General features: G+C 69.5%; 13 protein-coding genes. 8 read left to right on the top strand and 5 right to left on the bottom strand.

What is annotated here, in order from left to right; all coding sequences use genetic code 11:
• Positions 1-28: 28 nt before the first annotated feature.
• Together HF576_RS15335 and HF576_RS15330 are read right to left on the bottom strand one after the other, a co-directional pair.
• Positions 29-1,333: an ABC transporter permease gene (locus HF576_RS15335; protein ID WP_168913645.1), complete on the bottom strand. Its 1,305-nt coding sequence runs from the start codon at positions 1,331-1,333 to the stop codon at positions 29-31.
• The gene (locus tag HF576_RS15330; protein ID WP_168913644.1) at positions 1,330-2,028 is read right to left on the bottom strand and encodes an ABC transporter ATP-binding protein; all 699 of its coding nucleotides are present in this window, start codon (positions 2,026-2,028) and stop codon (positions 1,330-1,332) included. Before HF576_RS15330 ends, HF576_RS15335 begins: the two co-directional genes overlap by 4 nt.
• A 153-nt stretch (positions 2,029-2,181) precedes the next feature.
• On the opposite strand from HF576_RS15330, the gene HF576_RS15325 reads away from it, so the two are divergent.
• The 4 genes from HF576_RS15325 (at position 2,182) to HF576_RS15310 (ending at position 5,661) form a co-directional block, all read left to right on the top strand.
• Positions 2,182-3,387 carry a sensor histidine kinase gene (locus tag HF576_RS15325; RefSeq protein ID WP_343234302.1) on the top strand — a complete coding sequence of 402 codons (1,206 nt, stop codon included), beginning with the start codon at positions 2,182-2,184 and terminating at the stop codon, positions 3,385-3,387.
• Complete coding sequence (locus HF576_RS15320) at positions 3,387-4,067, top strand: response regulator transcription factor (RefSeq protein WP_168913643.1); 681 nt, start codon at positions 3,387-3,389, stop codon at positions 4,065-4,067. The genes HF576_RS15325 and HF576_RS15320 overlap by 1 nt, the downstream gene beginning before the upstream one ends.
• 131 nt (positions 4,068-4,198) lie before the next feature.
• Complete coding sequence (locus HF576_RS15315) at positions 4,199-4,642, top strand: DUF6069 family protein (protein WP_168913642.1); 444 nt, start codon at positions 4,199-4,201, stop codon at positions 4,640-4,642.
• Between the two features lie 59 nt (positions 4,643-4,701).
• Positions 4,702-5,661: a zinc-binding dehydrogenase gene (locus HF576_RS15310; protein WP_168913641.1), complete on the top strand. Its 960-nt coding sequence runs from the start codon at positions 4,702-4,704 to the stop codon at positions 5,659-5,661.
• Between the two features lie 99 nt (positions 5,662-5,760).
• Here the strand turns inward: HF576_RS15310 and HF576_RS15305 are convergent, their stop codons facing one another.
• Genes HF576_RS15305 through HF576_RS15295 form a run of 3 tightly spaced genes read right to left on the bottom strand, consistent with a single transcriptional unit; the run spans position 5,761 to position 10,808 of the window.
• Positions 5,761-7,590 (bottom strand): glycosyl hydrolase family 28-related protein, encoded by a 1,830-nt coding sequence (locus tag HF576_RS15305; RefSeq protein ID WP_168913640.1) that lies wholly within the window; start codon positions 7,588-7,590, stop codon positions 5,761-5,763.
• A gap of 24 nt (positions 7,591-7,614) precedes the next feature.
• A complete protein-coding gene (locus HF576_RS15300; protein WP_168913639.1) occupies positions 7,615-8,997 on the bottom strand; it encodes a sulfatase family protein in 1,383 nt (460 codons plus the stop codon).
• A complete protein-coding gene (locus HF576_RS15295; protein ID WP_168913638.1) occupies positions 8,994-10,808 on the bottom strand; it encodes a fumarylacetoacetate hydrolase family protein in 1,815 nt (604 codons plus the stop codon). The genes HF576_RS15300 and HF576_RS15295 overlap by 4 nt, the downstream gene beginning before the upstream one ends.
• A 210-nt stretch (positions 10,809-11,018) precedes the next feature.
• Here HF576_RS15295 and HF576_RS15290 point away from each other — a divergent pair, with 210 nt between their 5' ends.
• From HF576_RS15290 to HF576_RS15275, 4 genes are read left to right on the top strand one after another with little or no spacing between them, the layout of a single operon-like run.
• Complete coding sequence (locus HF576_RS15290; protein WP_168913637.1) at positions 11,019-12,086, top strand: LacI family DNA-binding transcriptional regulator; 1,068 nt, start codon at positions 11,019-11,021, stop codon at positions 12,084-12,086.
• Positions 12,083-13,006: an ABC transporter permease subunit gene (locus HF576_RS15285; protein WP_205835262.1), complete on the top strand. Its 924-nt coding sequence runs from the start codon at positions 12,083-12,085 to the stop codon at positions 13,004-13,006. Before HF576_RS15290 ends, HF576_RS15285 begins: the two co-directional genes overlap by 4 nt.
• Before the next feature lie 44 nt (positions 13,007-13,050).
• Positions 13,051-13,875 (top strand): ABC transporter permease, encoded by an 825-nt coding sequence (locus HF576_RS15280; protein WP_240948919.1) that lies wholly within the window; start codon positions 13,051-13,053, stop codon positions 13,873-13,875.
• A 35-nt stretch (positions 13,876-13,910) separates the two neighbouring features.
• Positions 13,911-15,431: an ABC transporter substrate-binding protein gene (locus HF576_RS15275; RefSeq protein ID WP_168913635.1), complete on the top strand. Its 1,521-nt coding sequence runs from the start codon at positions 13,911-13,913 to the stop codon at positions 15,429-15,431.
• Positions 15,432-15,446: the final 15 nt, after the last annotated feature.

Raw genomic sequence — 15,446 nt, 5'->3', positions numbered from 1 at the left:
GAACCGCTGGGGCGCCCGGCATCCCGCCTCACTCGTATCGGAGTGAGGTCACCGGATCGGCGCGCGCGGCCCTGGCCGCAGGCAGCGTGCCGGCGAGGAAGGCGATGCCCATGACCGCCACGATGATCAGCGCGATCGAGACCGGATCGAAGGCGATCAGCGTCAAGCCGGGCAGGCTGGTGAGAAGACCGCCCGAGAGCGCCGAGCTGACCACCCCGCCGACGAGGATCGCGATGACCACGCCGAGGGCGCTGCCGAGGAAGCCGATGAAGGCCGCCTCGAGGCTGAACAGGGAGAAGACCCGGCCGCTGGCCATCCCCATGGCCTTCATGAGCCCGATCTCACGGGTGCGCTCCTGCACCGACATGAACAGCGTGTTGACGATGCCGAAGCCGGCCGCCAGCAGCGCGATGATCGCGAAGGCGTTGAGCACCAGGACGATGCCGTCGATCACGGCGGTGACGGCGCCGAGCTGATCCGCCACGGTGGTGCCGGTGAAACCGGCGTCGGCGAGCCGATCTTTCAGCGCCGCGATCTCAGCATCAGTGGCATCGGGGCTGAACCAGATGCTGGCCTGCGCGTACCTCTCGGTCTCGTCGGCGGGCAGCCCGGTGCCCTGTGCCGTGTACAACGCGTCCGTGAGGGCGTCGTTCGTCGTCACCGAGACGCCGGCCGGAGATGCCAGTGCCTCCTCAGCGACGCCGACCACGATGGCATCGATCACGTGCTGGGCGCGGTCGGCGTCGGTCACCGCGATCGACACCGTCTGCCCCACCGCGGCCTCGTCGGTCTCGAATCCCAGCGGCTCGACATAAGAGACGGGAATCAGCACCTGCAGCTCGCCCGACGCGTCGTCGAGATCCTCACCGGCGGCCAGCTGCACGGACTGCCCCTCCACGAGCGCGCCGACGCTCAGCACGAACCGGTCGCCCTCGCCGGCCTGGATGTAGTCGGGCGAAATGGACTTGGTGGCCTGAACGTCCAGGACGCCGTCCACGTCGGCGAGTGTGTCGAGGTCGGCCGGTGTCAGCGCCGAGACGGTGGCATCGTCGAAGCCGCCGGAGGCGACGGCATCCGGATCGTACTCGGCAGGTCCGGAGTCCTCCTCAGCCGACGCCGCCGCCGTCTCGGAGTTCTTGGTCACGGTCATCACGTCCTGCGCGCCCACCGCGGTGAGCGTGTCGGCGATGTAGGCGTTGATGCCGGTGCCGAGCCCGTTGGTGAGCGTCAGCGTGAACGCGCCGACGAAGATGGCAAGGACCGTCAGGGTCGTCCGTGTCTTGGAGCGGAACGTGTTCGACACGGCCGACCGGACGAGATCGAGCGCCTTCATGCCGCCACCGCCATCGTGTCGTGGACGACGAGCCCGTCCTTGAGCGAGATCCGGCGGTCGCAGCGTGCGGCCAGGTCCTCGTCGTGCGTGACGACGATCAGGGTGATGCCGTGTTCGCGGTTGAGGGCGAACAGGATGTCTTCGACCACGGCGCCGGTCTGGCTGTCGAGGTTTCCGGTGGGTTCGTCGGCGAAGAGGATGCGCGGATTGTTCACGAGCGCTCGGGCGATCACGACGCGCTGCTTCTGCCCTCCGGACAGATCGGCGGCCTTGCTGCCGGCCTTGTTCTCGAGCTCGAGCTGCTCGAGAGCGGCGAGCCCGCGGCGTCTCCGCTCCGCTCGCCCGTAGCCGGCGATCTTCATCGGCAGGACCACGTTGTCGAGCACCGTGGTGTCGCCGGTGAGGAAGAACTGCTGGAAGACGAAGCCGAACGTCCGGTTGCGCGCCCGGTTGAGGCGGCTGCCCCGGAGCGTGCCGGTGTCGACGCCTTCCAGCTCGATCGTGCCGGACGAGGGAGCGTCCAGCAGGGCCATGAGATGCATGAGCGTGGACTTGCCGGATCCGCTCTTGCCGACGATCGCGACGCTCTCGCCTTCATGGACGTCGAAGCTCACGCCCCGGAGGGCGTCGAATCGGTTCTGGCCGCGGCCGTAGGACTTGTGCACGTCGGTGACCGACATGATCGGGATGCTCATGGGACTCCTCAGGATCGGGGTGGGACTCCAGCGTCGTCCGGCCGCGTTCGCAGCACGTCCCCCGGGCGCGGGCACTTCGATACCGCGGCTGCGGTACCCCATGTGCCCCCGCGGGATGATGCGCACCGCCCTGCACTGCCCCACACTGGACACGTGAACGCGACCACGGACGGGCGAGATCCCTGGTCGCCGACGAGAAGACCGATGCTGGCCAGGCGCGTGCTGCGATGGACGGGAGACGCTCTCGCGGTGTTCCTCGTCGTCTCGTCGGCCTTCCTGCACGGCCCGCAGCAGGCACCCCGCTCGGCGTCGGTGGTGGCGGTGATCGCCGTCGTCGCCGCTGCCCTTCTGCTTCTCCTCCGGCGACGATGGCCCATCCCGGTCCTCGCGGGCTGCGTCGCGCTCTACGGCCTCGCCGCCGTGACCGGCACCGTCGCTCCCGGCATCATCCTGGCGGTCGCCATCGCGATGTTCGGGCTCGCGAACCGGTCAACGCGTCGCGTCACGATCCTCGCGGCCGCCATCACTGCGGGGGCGGTGTTCCTGCTCAGCGTGCTCGGCGCGGTCGTGAGCGCCTCCGACCCGCGGATGGTGCAGTTCACGCTCGCCGTCGCGTTCGCCGCGGCGGCCGGCGACGCCACCCGCTCCCGGCGCGAGTACATCGTCGCGGTCACCGAGCGCGCCGAGCGCGCCGAGCAGACCCGTGAGGCGGAGGCCAGGCGCCGCGTCTCGGAGGAGCGCCTGCGCATCGCCCGCGACCTGCACGACACCGTCGCACACCAGATCGCGGTGATCAGCCTCAACGCCGGCGTCGCGTCGTCGTCGCTGGAGTCACCCGAGCGGGCACAAGAGGCGTTGAGCACGATCCGCAGCGCCTCCCGCACCGTCCTGCGCGAGATCGGCGATCTGCTCGCCCTCCTCCGCGCCGAGGATCCGGATGCCGAGACCATGACGCCGCCGTCGGGTCTGGGCCGGCTCGACGATCTGGTGGAGCAGTTCGCGCGGTCCGGGCTGGCGGTCCATCTCCGCGTGGAGGGCGATCCCGGCCGGGTCTCGGGCGCTGTCGACCTCGTCGCGTACCACGTGATCCAAGAGGGGCTCACGAACGCCCTCAAGCACGGCACCGACCAGCGCGCCCACGTTCTCGTCGAGGTCGCGGACGAGCACGTGACGGTGGTGGTCACGAATCCCACTGTCCCTTCCGCCGGCCGCGCCGAGGTCGGCGGTACCGGTGCAGGCCACGGCCTGATCGGCCTGCGCGAACGGGTCGCCTCGGTCCGCGGCGTCGTCGAGACCGGCACGACAGCGGGCGGATACCGCCTCGCGGCCACCCTCCCTCTTGCGAAGGAGCGACCCTGATGACCCGCGTGCTCGTGGTGGACGACCAGCCGCTCATCCGCCAGGCCGTGACCGGCATCCTGAACCAGGCCGACGGGATCGAGGTCGTCGGCGAGGCCGCCACCGGTGTGGCCGCCATCGCTCAGGCGGCGCTCCTCCTGCCCGACATCGTGCTGATGGACATCCGGATGCCGGAGCTCAACGGCATCGACGCCACCGCATCGATCTGCAGCGACCCGGCGCTCACCCAGACCCGCGTGCTGATCCTGACGACGTTCGAAGAGGATGAGTACGTGCTCGCCGCCCTGCGCGCCGGCGCCAGCGGCTTCATCGGCAAGGGTGCCGAGCCCGATGAAATCGCGCGCGCCGTCCGTGCCGTCCACGCCGGCGAGTCGCTGCTCTCACCCCTCGCGACCAAGGCACTCATCGAGAAGTACGTGCGCGCACCGGGCAGTCCCCCCGATCACCGGCCGCTGCGCACGCCGCCGGAGCTCGACCAGCTCACCGACCGCGAGCGCGAGGTGCTCGTCCTCGTCGCGCGCGGGCTGTCCAACACCGACATCGCGACCGATCTGTTCATCTCGCCGCACACGGCGAAGACGCACGTGAACAGGATCATGATGAAGCTGCACGCGCATGACCGGGCGCAGCTGGTGATCCTCGCGTACGAGAGCGGCCTGCTCCGCCCAGGCGCCTCCTGATCCCAGCCGGAATACCGCGAGCGCGGTACCCGGGATACGCCGTCGAGGGGACGCGCGCACGTCGCTGCGCCGCGAGCCTGGATTCACCGTCGCAGAACGTCTCGCGACGGCATCCGATCCAGGAGGAGAGCATGTCCACGACACTGCCCCGCACCTACAGTCCGACCGTCGCGGTCCCACTGTCCATCGCGATCGTCGCCGTCCTCGCGAGCGCCGTCAACGCCGTGCTGGCTCTCGTCGGCGGCGCCATCGGCGCCACCGGACCCGGGCTGCAGCCGATCGCCTATCTCAGTCTGACCGTCGTCGCAGCGATCGGCGGTGCGGTCGGCTGGCACCTGATCGCCCGGTTCGCGAACCGTCCCAGCCGCGTCATGCGCTGGCTGGTCCCGTCGTTCCTCGCTGTGTCGTTCATCCCGGACATCCTCATCGGCGTCTCGACCGGCACGGGTGACGGATGGCTCTACGCCGCCGTCCTCATGTGCATGCATGTCACCACGATCACGATCGCCATCCTCACCTACCGGCGACTCATGCCCCTCCCGGACCGCGCGGACGCCCGCGACACCACCGCCTGAACCGGCACACGCCCGACCACCCCGCGACCACTCATCCCTTCCGATCGACAGGAGACGCCATGAACACCATCCGAGCCGCGCTCGTCGAGACCTACGGCGAACCGCCCCGCTACAGCTCCATCCTCGAACCCCATCCGGAAGCGGGCGGCGAGGTCGTCGACGTGCTGGCGGTGGGCGTGCACCCCGTCACACGAGGTGCCGCCGCGGGACTTCACTACGCCAGCCCCGACCGGCTGCCGATGGTGCCCGGTGTGGACGGCGTGGTGCGCCGCGCCGACGGCTCGCTCGCGTTCGTCATCGCGCGCGACACCGGAACCCTGGCGGAGCGGATCCTGCTCAACCCCGCCCGCGCGATCCCCGTCCCCGGCGGCGCCGACCCGGCGATCGTCGCCGCCACCATGAATCCGCTCATGTCGTCGTGGGTCGTACTGCGAGCCCGCGTGCCGTTCACGCCTGGCCAGTCGGTGCTGGTCCTGGGCGCGACCGGCAACGCCGGCTCCATGGCCGTCAAGGTCGCCCAGCACCTCGGGGCAGGACGCGTCGTCGCCGCCGGGCGCAACCGCGCGCGACTGGACGCTCTCGTGGACGACGGCGCAGACCACGTCGTGCCGCTCACCTCCGACCTCGAGGCCACCGGCACCGCACTGGCCGCCTCCGCCGCAGACGTGGATGTCGTGCTCGACTATGTGTGGGGTGCGCCCGCCGAGCACGCGATGCGTGCGATCCTGTCGGCTCGCACCGACCCCGCCCAGGTGCTCGACTGGGTGCACATCGGGAGCACGGGTGGCGACGCCATCGCTCTCGACGGCGCCGCCATCCGCTCGCACGCACTGCGGATCAGCGGCAGCGGATTCGGGTCGGTGTCGCCGTCCGTCTACCGCAACGAGCTGCCCGACGCCGCGGCCGCGGTCGCATCAGGGGCTCTGGTGGTACGGCCGCGCCGCTACGCACTGGCAGATGTCGAGGAGGCCTGGGCGCACGTCGACGAACCGGGCGAGCGCACCGTCATCGTCCTCTGAACAGTCGCAGCCTCGGCGTTCCGCCGAACGCACCTCGCCCCCGAACCCGTCGCACGGGTGTCGGGGGCGAGGGCGCTGGTCACGCCGCAGCGAGCGCGGCTATACCGGGTTGCCCAGGACGATCCGCCGCCAGGTGGTTCCGTCCGACACCGCGAGCACACTGCCGCCGGCACCGTCGGACACCATCGCCATCGCACCGGCGACGGGCTGCGGCCTCGGACCCGCTGCGAACTGGACGCCATGTGCGAACACCGTGCGCATGCGGTTCTCAGCAGAGCCGAGGTCGCGGGCGTTGTCGGCCGTCGGCGTGATGCCGGTGATGCCCACGCGCATGGCGGCCACGCCGTTCTCGTCGTCGGTCGAACAGAGCAGGTCGACGGCGGTCGACCCGACCTCGTTCACGGGGACGATGCGCATGCCGCCCTTCACGCCGGGTCCGGCACCGCCGCTCTGATCGGACGCCGCCACGAACGCACCGTACGCGTCTGCCCCGACCTGGTGTGCCCCCGTCGTCGTCGCCCGCACGATCAGCGCGCCGTTGGCGGCCGCCGTGAGCTCCTGCTCCATCGCGCCGGCGCGACGCCGCTCGATGACGTTGTCGGCGCCGACAGCGCCGGCCCACAGCACTCCCGCCGTGTTCTCGAACGTGTTGCCGGTGATCGTGGAACGCGTGATCGTCCCGATCACCCGCACCGGCGGTGCTGCGGCGACCGGGTTCGCCCCGAAGATGTTGCCGAGGATCGACACATCCGTGGCGTCGCCGTTGATGCGGACGGCACCCCAGCGATCGTCCTGATCGAGGTTCCAGTTGTCGAACGAGTTGGCCGACACGGTGACTTCGGATGCCGCTGCCGCGAAGTACACCGGCGAACGCGTGAGCCAGTTGAACGTGTTCCCCGTGATCGTGACGTTGCGGGCCTGCACCGCCGTGTCGAAGGCGATCGAGTACGGCGGCCGCCCGCCTCCCGTCGGCTCGCCGCCGCCCAGGACGTTCCCCGTGAAGGTGAGATTGGTGCCCCCGGCCGTGACGTTGATCAGCGGTCCGCCGGAGCCGTTCTCGACGACGTTGCCTGAGAACGTGGAGTTGATGATGCCGCCCTCGAACAGCCGGCGCCCGATATCGAGCACGTTGTTGGCGATGATCGCCCCGCGAAAGCTCGCCGCGTTCTCTCCGGTGGTGCGGATGGCCGTGCCCATGCTGTGGAAGTGGTTGCCTTCGATCAGCCACTTGCGCATGCCGTACGGGAGCAGATGCACGCCCGTACCGGATACGCCGGCCGTCGGCCACGAGATGTCGATGCCGAAATCCCCGACGGCGACCAGGTTGTTCGTGAACACGAGCCCGCGGCCGACATGCCTCAGGGCCAGGTAGAACTCGATGAACGTGCATTCGGTCACCACGAGATCCACGTCGTCGGTGTTCGCACCGACCCGATTGGCGTCGCGCGCCGACTGGACCGCGACGGTGTTCTTGAGGCTCGCCGGAGCGACGAAGCAGAGGCCCCGCAGGGCGGCGAGCGGCGCCCGCATCTCGAGCCCGGTGCCGTCGAAGTCGACGTCGATGATCGACACCCGCGAGCTCATCGTGCTGGCGCCGGCGAGCACGATGCGGTTGAAGTTGTCACCGCCGAGACCCTCGACGTCGGGCACGACGAGCGTGCGCGTGATGCGGTAGGTCCCGGGCGGGAAGAACACGATCTTGTTGGGGCGCGTGAGCTGCGCGTCGATCGCCTTCTGGATCGCGTCGGTGTCATCTGCGACGCCGTCTCCGACCGCACCGAACTCCTGCGGAGTCGTCCCCATCACCGCGTCGGCGGTGGCTTCGGCCGCCGCTGCGGACTGTGCGGGGGACAGCTGTCCGGCCATGGTCGCACCGAGAGCGGCGATGCCTGCCGCACCGATCACGTGGCGTCTACTGAGCGTTGACATTCCTCGTACTTCTCCTTCAGTGGTTCATGCACCTGCGGTGGTCAGGAACTGCACGGCCGCGGCATGGTGCGGGGATCGCGGCCCCTGGGAAGTCAGCGGGTCGCCGACGTCGCGCATCCACGCGAGCATCGCCGCGGCCAGCTCGTCGCGGACGGTGGCGTTCTCAGGCGTCGCGGCGACGTCGACCTCCTCGCCGGGATCGGCTTCGAGGTCGTAGAGCTCGACGAGCCGGCTGGTGCGGATGCCGCCCCTGGCCAGGTCGTGCGGCGAGCTGCGCCGCAGCCAGGACTGACTGGCGTCCATCGGGTTCGGCGCGTTGTCGAAGTTGACGATCAGCTTGAATCGGTCCGACCGCGCCGAGCGTCGAGGGCTGTAGTAGTCGTGGTAGGTCAGCTGCGCGAAGACGTGGCGGTGCGCTGCGGCCGCGGACTCGACCACCGGCACGAGGCTCGACCCGTCCGAGTCGTCGTCGGGTCGAAGGCCGAGCAGCTCGAGCAGGGTGGGCCGCACGTCGAGGTGGCTCACGAGTCCGTCGACGCGAACACCGGTCCACGCGTCCGTTCCGGGCACGTGCAGGATGAGCGCGACCTCCAGCCCCGAGTCGTAGAGGGTGCACTTCGCGCGGGGCAGGGCGAGACCGTGATCCGTGGTGAAGACGACGATCGTCTCGTCCCCGAGCCCGAGCTTCTCCAGTGCGTCGAGCACGCGACCGACGTGCTCGTCCAGGTAGCGCACCGCTCCCTGCAGCTCGGCGATCTCGGCGCGCGCGCCGTCGTCGTCGCGCAGGTAGCCGGGGACGGTGTGGCCGCGCGACGAATCGGGATCGATGCCGTCGCCGAGGAATCCCACGACCCCGGGCGAGTCCCGAGGATCCGGCGCGCGATGCGGTTCGAAGAATCCGACTTGCAGATAGAAGGGCTCGGATTCGCCGGCGTACCGTGTCAGTGCGTCGATCGCCCGGTCGGCCACCACGGCTCCCGACCGGTCGGCCCGCGTTCCTCCGACGCCGGTCGACTCCACCCGGTCGAACCCCAGGCGCTGCGCCACCACGTCCTCTTCGAGCACACGGGACTCGTGGTGCACGCCGATCAGGTGGGTGCGGAAGCCTTCCGCCTTGAGCCGCGACGCGAGGTGGGAAGACGGATCGGCGAGGTCCCAGTCGAACGGAGAATGTGTCAGGCCGAGCACGCCGTTGCGCTGCGGATAAGTCCCCGTGAACAGCGAGGCGCGCGCGGGGCTGCACTGCGGCGCGGTCGCGAACGCGTGGTCGAAGACCGCCGAGCGTGCCGCGAGGGCATCGAGATTCGGCGTCGACACGGTCGCCACGCCGTAGGTGCCGAGGAAGCGGCCGAGGTCATGACAGTGCAAGAAGAGGAGGTTCCGACGGATGCCGCGCCCCGCGGTCATGCGGAAGCCTCCCCGCCCGTCGGCCCGTCTGAACCGGCTCGGACGATCTCGGTGCCCACGCGTCCGAGGCCCTCGATCTCTCCCGCGACGATGCCGCCGGTCGCCGGCAGCCGGAGCGTGGCAGCGGTGCGCCCGAGCAGGATCACGTCGCCGGGGAAGAGCGTCGTCACCGCCGAGATCGTCGCGAGCAGCTCGGCCGCCCCGTCGAGGTAGTCGTCGGTGGAGCCCGAGGCGGACGCGTCGCCCGCCTCCAGACTCATGCGGCGGCCGCGCCACGTCCCTGCTCGTGGCTGGACCGCGCCGACCACGTTGAACCCGTCGCCCCACCGGCCGTACACGGCGGGGATGTGCCGTTCGCCCAACCGGGCCGGTTCGGCGACGGCGTCGCGGAACGACTCGTCGCACAGCGAGACAACGGGCGCGAACCCGGCGAGGTATGACTCGGCCTCGCCGGGGTCGACGTCCGACGCGAGCCGGCCGACCACCGCCGCGAGCTCGATCGTCACGTCCACCACGGTCGCGCGCGCCGGCAGCACCACGCGGGATCCGTCCGCGCCGAGAGAGGTCGCGGGTCCCGTGAAGAAGCGGGGGATCTCCAGCCGAGGAAGCCCTTCGTCCGGCGCGCCGGAGTGATTGCCGAAGGCCGTGAACACATGCCGGGCGTCGCCGGGACGCCAGGTCGCGGCATCCGTCGGCGGCTCCTGCGCCGCACGCCGGATCGCATACGACGGATGCTGGTCGAACGGCACGCGCTCACCCACCGGCACCGCCTGGACGGGGTTGCGCAGCACACCGAGCTGCTCGATCTCGGACTCGATCACGACCTCGCGGCTCTCGATCACCTCGCGCGGGATCGACAATCCGTCGACGCCCAGCGTGCCGAGGTGGAGGATGTCGCCCGGCTGCAGCGTCGCGAACGACGAGTACCACTGGATGACCCGCTCGACGCCGAGGATGGTCGCGGACGTGTGCGCGCGGTCGCGCCGGAGCCCGTCCTGCCGCGTGTACACCAAGAGGTCGTACGGATCGCCGACCTCGTCCTTCGTGACCAGGAACGGCCCGACCGGACACAGCGTGTCGGCGATCTTGCCGCCCCACGACGCGGTCGCCTGGAAGAACCAGTCGCCGTACTCGGGTGGCAGGCTGTAGCCTCGGCCGGCGTTCCCCGGCACGCGGCCGTAGTAGTACGTGCCCGCCACATCGGTGACGTTCGCGTAGCCGGCGACGTGGCGCATCGCCTCATGGAGCGGGATATCGCGCCCGCCCCGGCCGATGATCACGCCGAGCTCGACGTTGAACGACATGACGGGATCGTGATGACCGTTGCGCATCAGCACGGCGGCGCCCGCACCGACGATGCTCCCCTGGGGACGCTGATGCGCCACGGGGAACAGGTTCAGGTGCCCGATGCGCGGGTTGGCGCGGGCGAACGACGGCGAGTTGCTGACAAGCCCGAGGCACAGCCGCGGGCGAGGGACGGGTGCGAGCAGCTCGACATCGGCGACCGCGTGCGAGACGGTGCCGAGGAGCGTGGCGTCGGACTGCGCGAGGAAGCGCTCGAGGAATCGGTCCAGGCGGCCGAGCACGGCCATCCCGTCGTCACCCGACGCGAGGAACTCCGCCAGAGTGTCCGGCCAGTCGCCCAGGAAGCTCGGCCTGCTCGCGGCGTAGCCGCTCGTCGCGCCTCCGCTGCGGGCCAGCGCGGCCTCGGCACGCGCGGGTTCGACGATGCGCGGCGCCGACGTGACGGGGTCGGGCATGACGAAACCCCACCGCTCGGAGTCCTCGTGCAGGAATGTGGCGAGCTTCACTGAGCTCCTTCGCTCGTTCCGGTCCGCGTTTCGTTTCGTATTAGTGATTGGCAGGGTAGCGGCATCCGGAACAGCCCTGCAAGGGCGAATCTCGATCGGATTTGGGCTCGGAACCGCCGCTTGACGTCTCGGAGAGGGCTCATATACAGTCAGGACCGCCCACTTTCTAATACGTAACGGGCATTCTTCTCACACGTAACGGAGCGTCAGTTGGGGACACGACAGGGAAGCCGCCGTCCGACACAGGTCGAGATCGCGCGACGTGCGGGGGTGTCGCAGGCGACGGTGTCGCTCGTGATCAACGGTCACGGTTCACAGGTGTCGGCCGACCGGCGTGAGGCGGTCCTGGCCGTCATCGCGGAACTCGGCTACACGGTCAACACCGCCGCGCGCAGTCTTCGCGGCAAGGGCAACCGCATCCTGGGCCTTTACACGTTCGAGCCCGTGTTCCCGGTGAGCGAGCGGGACTTCTACTTCCCGTTCCTCCAGGGCGTCGAGGCGGAGGCCGCACTCCTGGGCTACGACATGCTGCTGTTCACGTCGGCCGGCGGATCGGCCGAGCGCAGCATCTACGCCGGAGGATCCAACCGGCTGCTCAAGTCGGACGGATGCGTGCTCCTGGGTCGTCACCTCGCGCGTGACGAGCTCGCGCGCCTGTCACGCGAAGACTTCCCGTACGTGTTCATCGGCCGACGCGAGGTCGAGGGCGTCGATCTCTCGTACGTCGGTGCGGACTACGCCGACGCCACCAAGACGATGGTGCAGCGGCTCGCGGCGATGGGGCACAGCCGCATCCTGCTGGTGCGCCGCGCCGAGGGCGCCGAGCCGGGCATCGACCGCGCCACCGGTCACCGCGAGGGTCTCGAAGCAGCCGGGCTCCCTTTCACCCCCGATCTCGTGCACCAGGTCGGGGACGGATCCGAGATCGACGCCGACCTGCTGCGTTCATGGACGGATGCTGGTATCACCGCGATCCTCGTGGAGCCCCGCGAGGCCGACGACATCGGCCTTGCGCTCGAGCAGGCGGCGGCGACCGCCGGCATCCGCATCCCCACCGATCTCTCGGTCGCCTTCCTCGGTGAAGCGCCCGCCCCGACGCCCACCCGGATCTGGACCTCGCTCGCGCTGCCACGGGCCGAGATGGGTCAGGAAGCCGTCCGGATGCTCGTCACTCTTCTCGAGGACCGCGACGCGGGGCCGCTGCAGAAGCTGCTGCCCTGCGAACCGGTCGACGGGAACTCGATCGCCCTCGCCTCGTCCGTCTCGGTGTACACGTGACCCGATACCTGCTCCGTGCCCTCGGAAGCGGACTGTTCATCATCTGGGGCGCCGTGACGCTCGTGTTCATCATCGTCCGCATGGTGCCGGGCGACCAGGCGACCATCCTGCTCGGACCAGACGCGACCACCGAGGAAGTCGAAGCGCTGCGGGAGGAGCTCGGCCTGAACGCACCGCTGCCGGTGCAGTACGGGCTGTATCTGCTCAAGGTGCTGCAGCTCGACTTCGGCGACTCGTATCGCTTCGGCCAGCCCGCACTCGAGCTCGTGATGAGCCGGCTTCCGGCCACCATCGAGCTCACTCTCGCCGCCACGGCCATCGCGCTGCTCGGCCTGGTGCTGGGCGCACTCGCGGGGTCTCGTCCGGGCTCGCTGCGCGACCGCGGAATCTCCGGCCTCGCACTCACACTGCAGGCCATGCCGACGTTCTGGGTCGGCATCATGCTCATCCTGCTGTTCTCACTCGAGCTGCAGCTGCTGCCCAGCTCGGGGACCGGCAGCTGGGCCCACCTCGTCCTCCCGGCGGTGACGCTCGCCGCGCCGTTCATCGCGCTGCTCACCCGCATCACCAGGAGCAGCGTCGTCGAGACGATGTCGGAAGGGTACGTGCAGACCGCGCGCTCGAAGGGACTGTCGGAGCGTCGCGTGCTCACCGGCCACGTGATGCGCAACTCGTCGATCCCGATCGTGACGATCTTCGGACTGCAGGTCGGCGCGCTCCTCGGCGGTGCCGTGATCGTCGAGAACGTGTTCGCGTGGCCAGGCCTGGGCACGCTGCTCGTGTCGGCCGTCTCGAATCGTGACTACGCGATCGTCCAGGCGGGGACCCTGGTCGCCGCGACGATCGTCGTGGTCCTCAATCTCACCGTCGACCTGCTCTACGCGCAGCTCGACCCGAGGATCCGGCTGGTGCGCTCATGACCGCCATCTCATTGACCAGTGTCTTCGCGGGCCGTGGACGGCGAATGAGCGCCACCGCCGGTCTGATCCCGCTCGGCATCATCGGGGTGTACGTGCTGGTGGCGCTCATCGGCCCGCTGGTGATCGCGTACGACCCCGTCTTCACGTCCGTCGGCGACCGCCTGCTGCCGCCCGGCTCGGTCGGCACCGATGGCGACTTCTACCCGCTCGGCACGGACGGGCTCGGTCGCGACATGGTCGGCCAGCTCGTCTACGGCACCCGCACGTCCCTGATCATCGGCATCAGCGTCGTGGCCATCTCGGGGTTCATCGGGGTGCTGCTGGGCACCATCGCGGGCTACTTCAGCGGATGGATCGACGTCACCGTGTCGCGCCTGATCGACGTGCTGCTCGCGTTCCCTGGCATCCTCCTCGCCATCATCATCACCGGAGTCTTCGACCGCAGCATGCTGGTCGTGATCCTCGCGCTCTCGGTGGCGAACTGGATCGGCTTCGCCCGCCTGTCCCGAGGGCTCGCCCTGACGCTGCGCGAACGCCCGTGGGTCGACGCCGCACGGCTGATCGGGGTGCGCACACCGCTGCTGCTCGGCCGCCACATCGCTCCGTTCGTCCTCGGGCCGATCGTCGCCCTCGCCACCACGGAATTCGCCGGCGCGGTCCTCGCCGAGGCAGGGCTCAGCTTCCTGGGCCTCGGTCTGCCGCCGTCCTCGGTGTCGTGGGGACAGACCATCGCCGAGGGACGCACGTACCTCGGCAGCGCGTGGTGGATCTCGACCTTTCCCGGCATCGCCCTGAGCGGACTCGTGATCTGCGCAGGACTCCTCGGAGATCGGCTCACCGCCCGATTCACCAGCGGTGATCACAGATGAACCCGACAACGAAGTCACACAAGGAGAAGAAAGACATGCACAGCACCAGAACCGCACTCTCCGTCGTGGGCGCGGCGATCGCCGTCCTCGCGCTCGCCGGGTGCACCACCACAGCCACGCCCCCCGCGGAATCGGAGGCGCCACTCGCCGAGGAGCAGGAACTCGTCGTCGGCGTGCAGTTCCCGATCGAGGGTCTCGACCCGCACGGCGCTCTGTCGCAGGACGGCGGCACCGGCCTTGCGGCCGAGTCGATCTACAGCAACCTGATCAAGACGACGGGCGCCGGTGAATTCGAGGGCGAGCTCGCGGAGTCATGGGAGGCCAACGAAGACGCCAGCGAATGGACCTTCACGCTTCGCGACGACATCGTGTTCTCGGACGAGACGCCCGTGACGTCGGAGGATGTCGTGGCGTCCTTCGAACGCGTCCTGGCGCTGGCCGGTCCGCTGGCGGGCAACTTCAAGGACTACACCGTGGCTGCTCCTGACGAGCGCACGGTCGTCTTCACTCCCCCGGCCTCCGATGCCGCGCTGCTCGGCAAGCTGGTGAACTTCTCCGTCACGCCCGCGGGGGTGGACGAGTCGAGCTTCGCGGAGCCGGTCGGATCGGGCCCCTTCATTGTGGAGGAGTTCGTGCCCGGTTCGTCGCTCCAGCTCGTGCCCAACCCGAACTACTGGGGCGAGGTGCCGACTCTCGAGTCGCTCGAGCTGCGCACGATCCCCGAGCTGGCGGCACGGATCACGGCACTGCAGACCGGTGAGATCCAGGCCGCGTGGGGGATGCCCGATGACCAGGTGACGATGCTCCGCGAAGACAGCGAACTCGTCGTCGAGACCGAGCCGACGGCAGCGGTCCTGACGATGTGGATGAACAGCTCGACGCCGGCTCTCGCGGACGCCGAGGTACGTCGGGCGATCTGGCAGGCGGTCGATTTCGAGACGATCGTCGCGAGCCTGTTCCCCGAGACGGGGACGATCGCCGATTCTCCCGTGGCACCGAATGTCCTCGGCTATGCGCCGCAGGAGCTCGTCGAGTTCGATCCCGACGCGGCGAAGGCGGCCCTGGATGAGGCCGGCTTCGACTACTCGACGGTGCTGCGCTTCCAGTATTCGCAGCCGCAGTTCGCCGAGGTGACGAAGGCCGTGGCCTCCGACCTCGCCGAGATCGGAGTGCAGGTCGAGGTGCTCGAGAAGGAACAGGCCGTGTTCCTCGAAGACCTCCTCGCCCTGAACTGGGACATCAACATCCAGCAGATCGGCTCGGCCGGCTTCGACGCCGCGACGAACCTCGGCCGCCTCTACACGTGTGCCGCCAACCGCATGGGCTACTGCAACCCCGAGCTGGACGAGCTCCTCGCCGAGGCGGGATCGATCAGCGACGTCGAGGAGCGCGAGGCACTCTACGCCGACGCGATCGAGATCATCTGGGGCGACGCCGTGGGCATGTTCCCGATGTTCCCCGAGACCGCATACGTCTGGCGCAGTGACGTCCAGGGATTCGTGCCGGCGCCGGACGGTCGCGTGGACTTCTCCGGCATCACGATCGCAGCCGAGTAGGAACGGGGATCGTCG

The organism is Microbacterium salsuginis, from assembly GCF_012524205.1.
Classification (GTDB): Bacteria; Actinomycetota; Actinomycetes; order Actinomycetales; family Microbacteriaceae; genus Microbacterium; species Microbacterium salsuginis.
Note: the sequence above shows the minus strand (reverse complement) of the source record. Positions and strands in the feature narration are given on the sequence as shown.

What these genes read in the sequence shown, in the direction of transcription:
- HF576_RS15320 (WP_168913643.1), top strand. Translation starts at nt 3,387, where the DNA reads ATGACCCGCGTGCTCGTGGTGGACGACCAGCCGCTCATCCGCCAGGCC.
- HF576_RS15335 (WP_168913645.1), bottom strand. Translation starts at nt 1,333, where the DNA reads ATGAAGGCGCTCGATCTCGTCCGGTCGGCCGTGTCGAACACGTTCCGC.
- HF576_RS15300 (WP_168913639.1), bottom strand. Translation starts at nt 8,997, where the DNA reads ATGACCGCGGGGCGCGGCATCCGTCGGAACCTCCTCTTCTTGCACTGT.
- HF576_RS15330 (WP_168913644.1), bottom strand. Translation starts at nt 2,028, where the DNA reads ATGAGCATCCCGATCATGTCGGTCACCGACGTGCACAAGTCCTACGGC.
- HF576_RS15305 (WP_168913640.1), bottom strand. Translation starts at nt 7,590, where the DNA reads ATGTCAACGCTCAGTAGACGCCACGTGATCGGTGCGGCAGGCATCGCC.
- HF576_RS15280 (WP_240948919.1), top strand. Translation starts at nt 13,051, where the DNA reads ATGAGCGCCACCGCCGGTCTGATCCCGCTCGGCATCATCGGGGTGTAC.
- HF576_RS15310 (WP_168913641.1), top strand. Translation starts at nt 4,702, where the DNA reads ATGAACACCATCCGAGCCGCGCTCGTCGAGACCTACGGCGAACCGCCC.
- HF576_RS15275 (WP_168913635.1), top strand. Translation starts at nt 13,911, where the DNA reads ATGCACAGCACCAGAACCGCACTCTCCGTCGTGGGCGCGGCGATCGCC.
- HF576_RS15315 (WP_168913642.1), top strand. Translation starts at nt 4,199, where the DNA reads ATGTCCACGACACTGCCCCGCACCTACAGTCCGACCGTCGCGGTCCCA.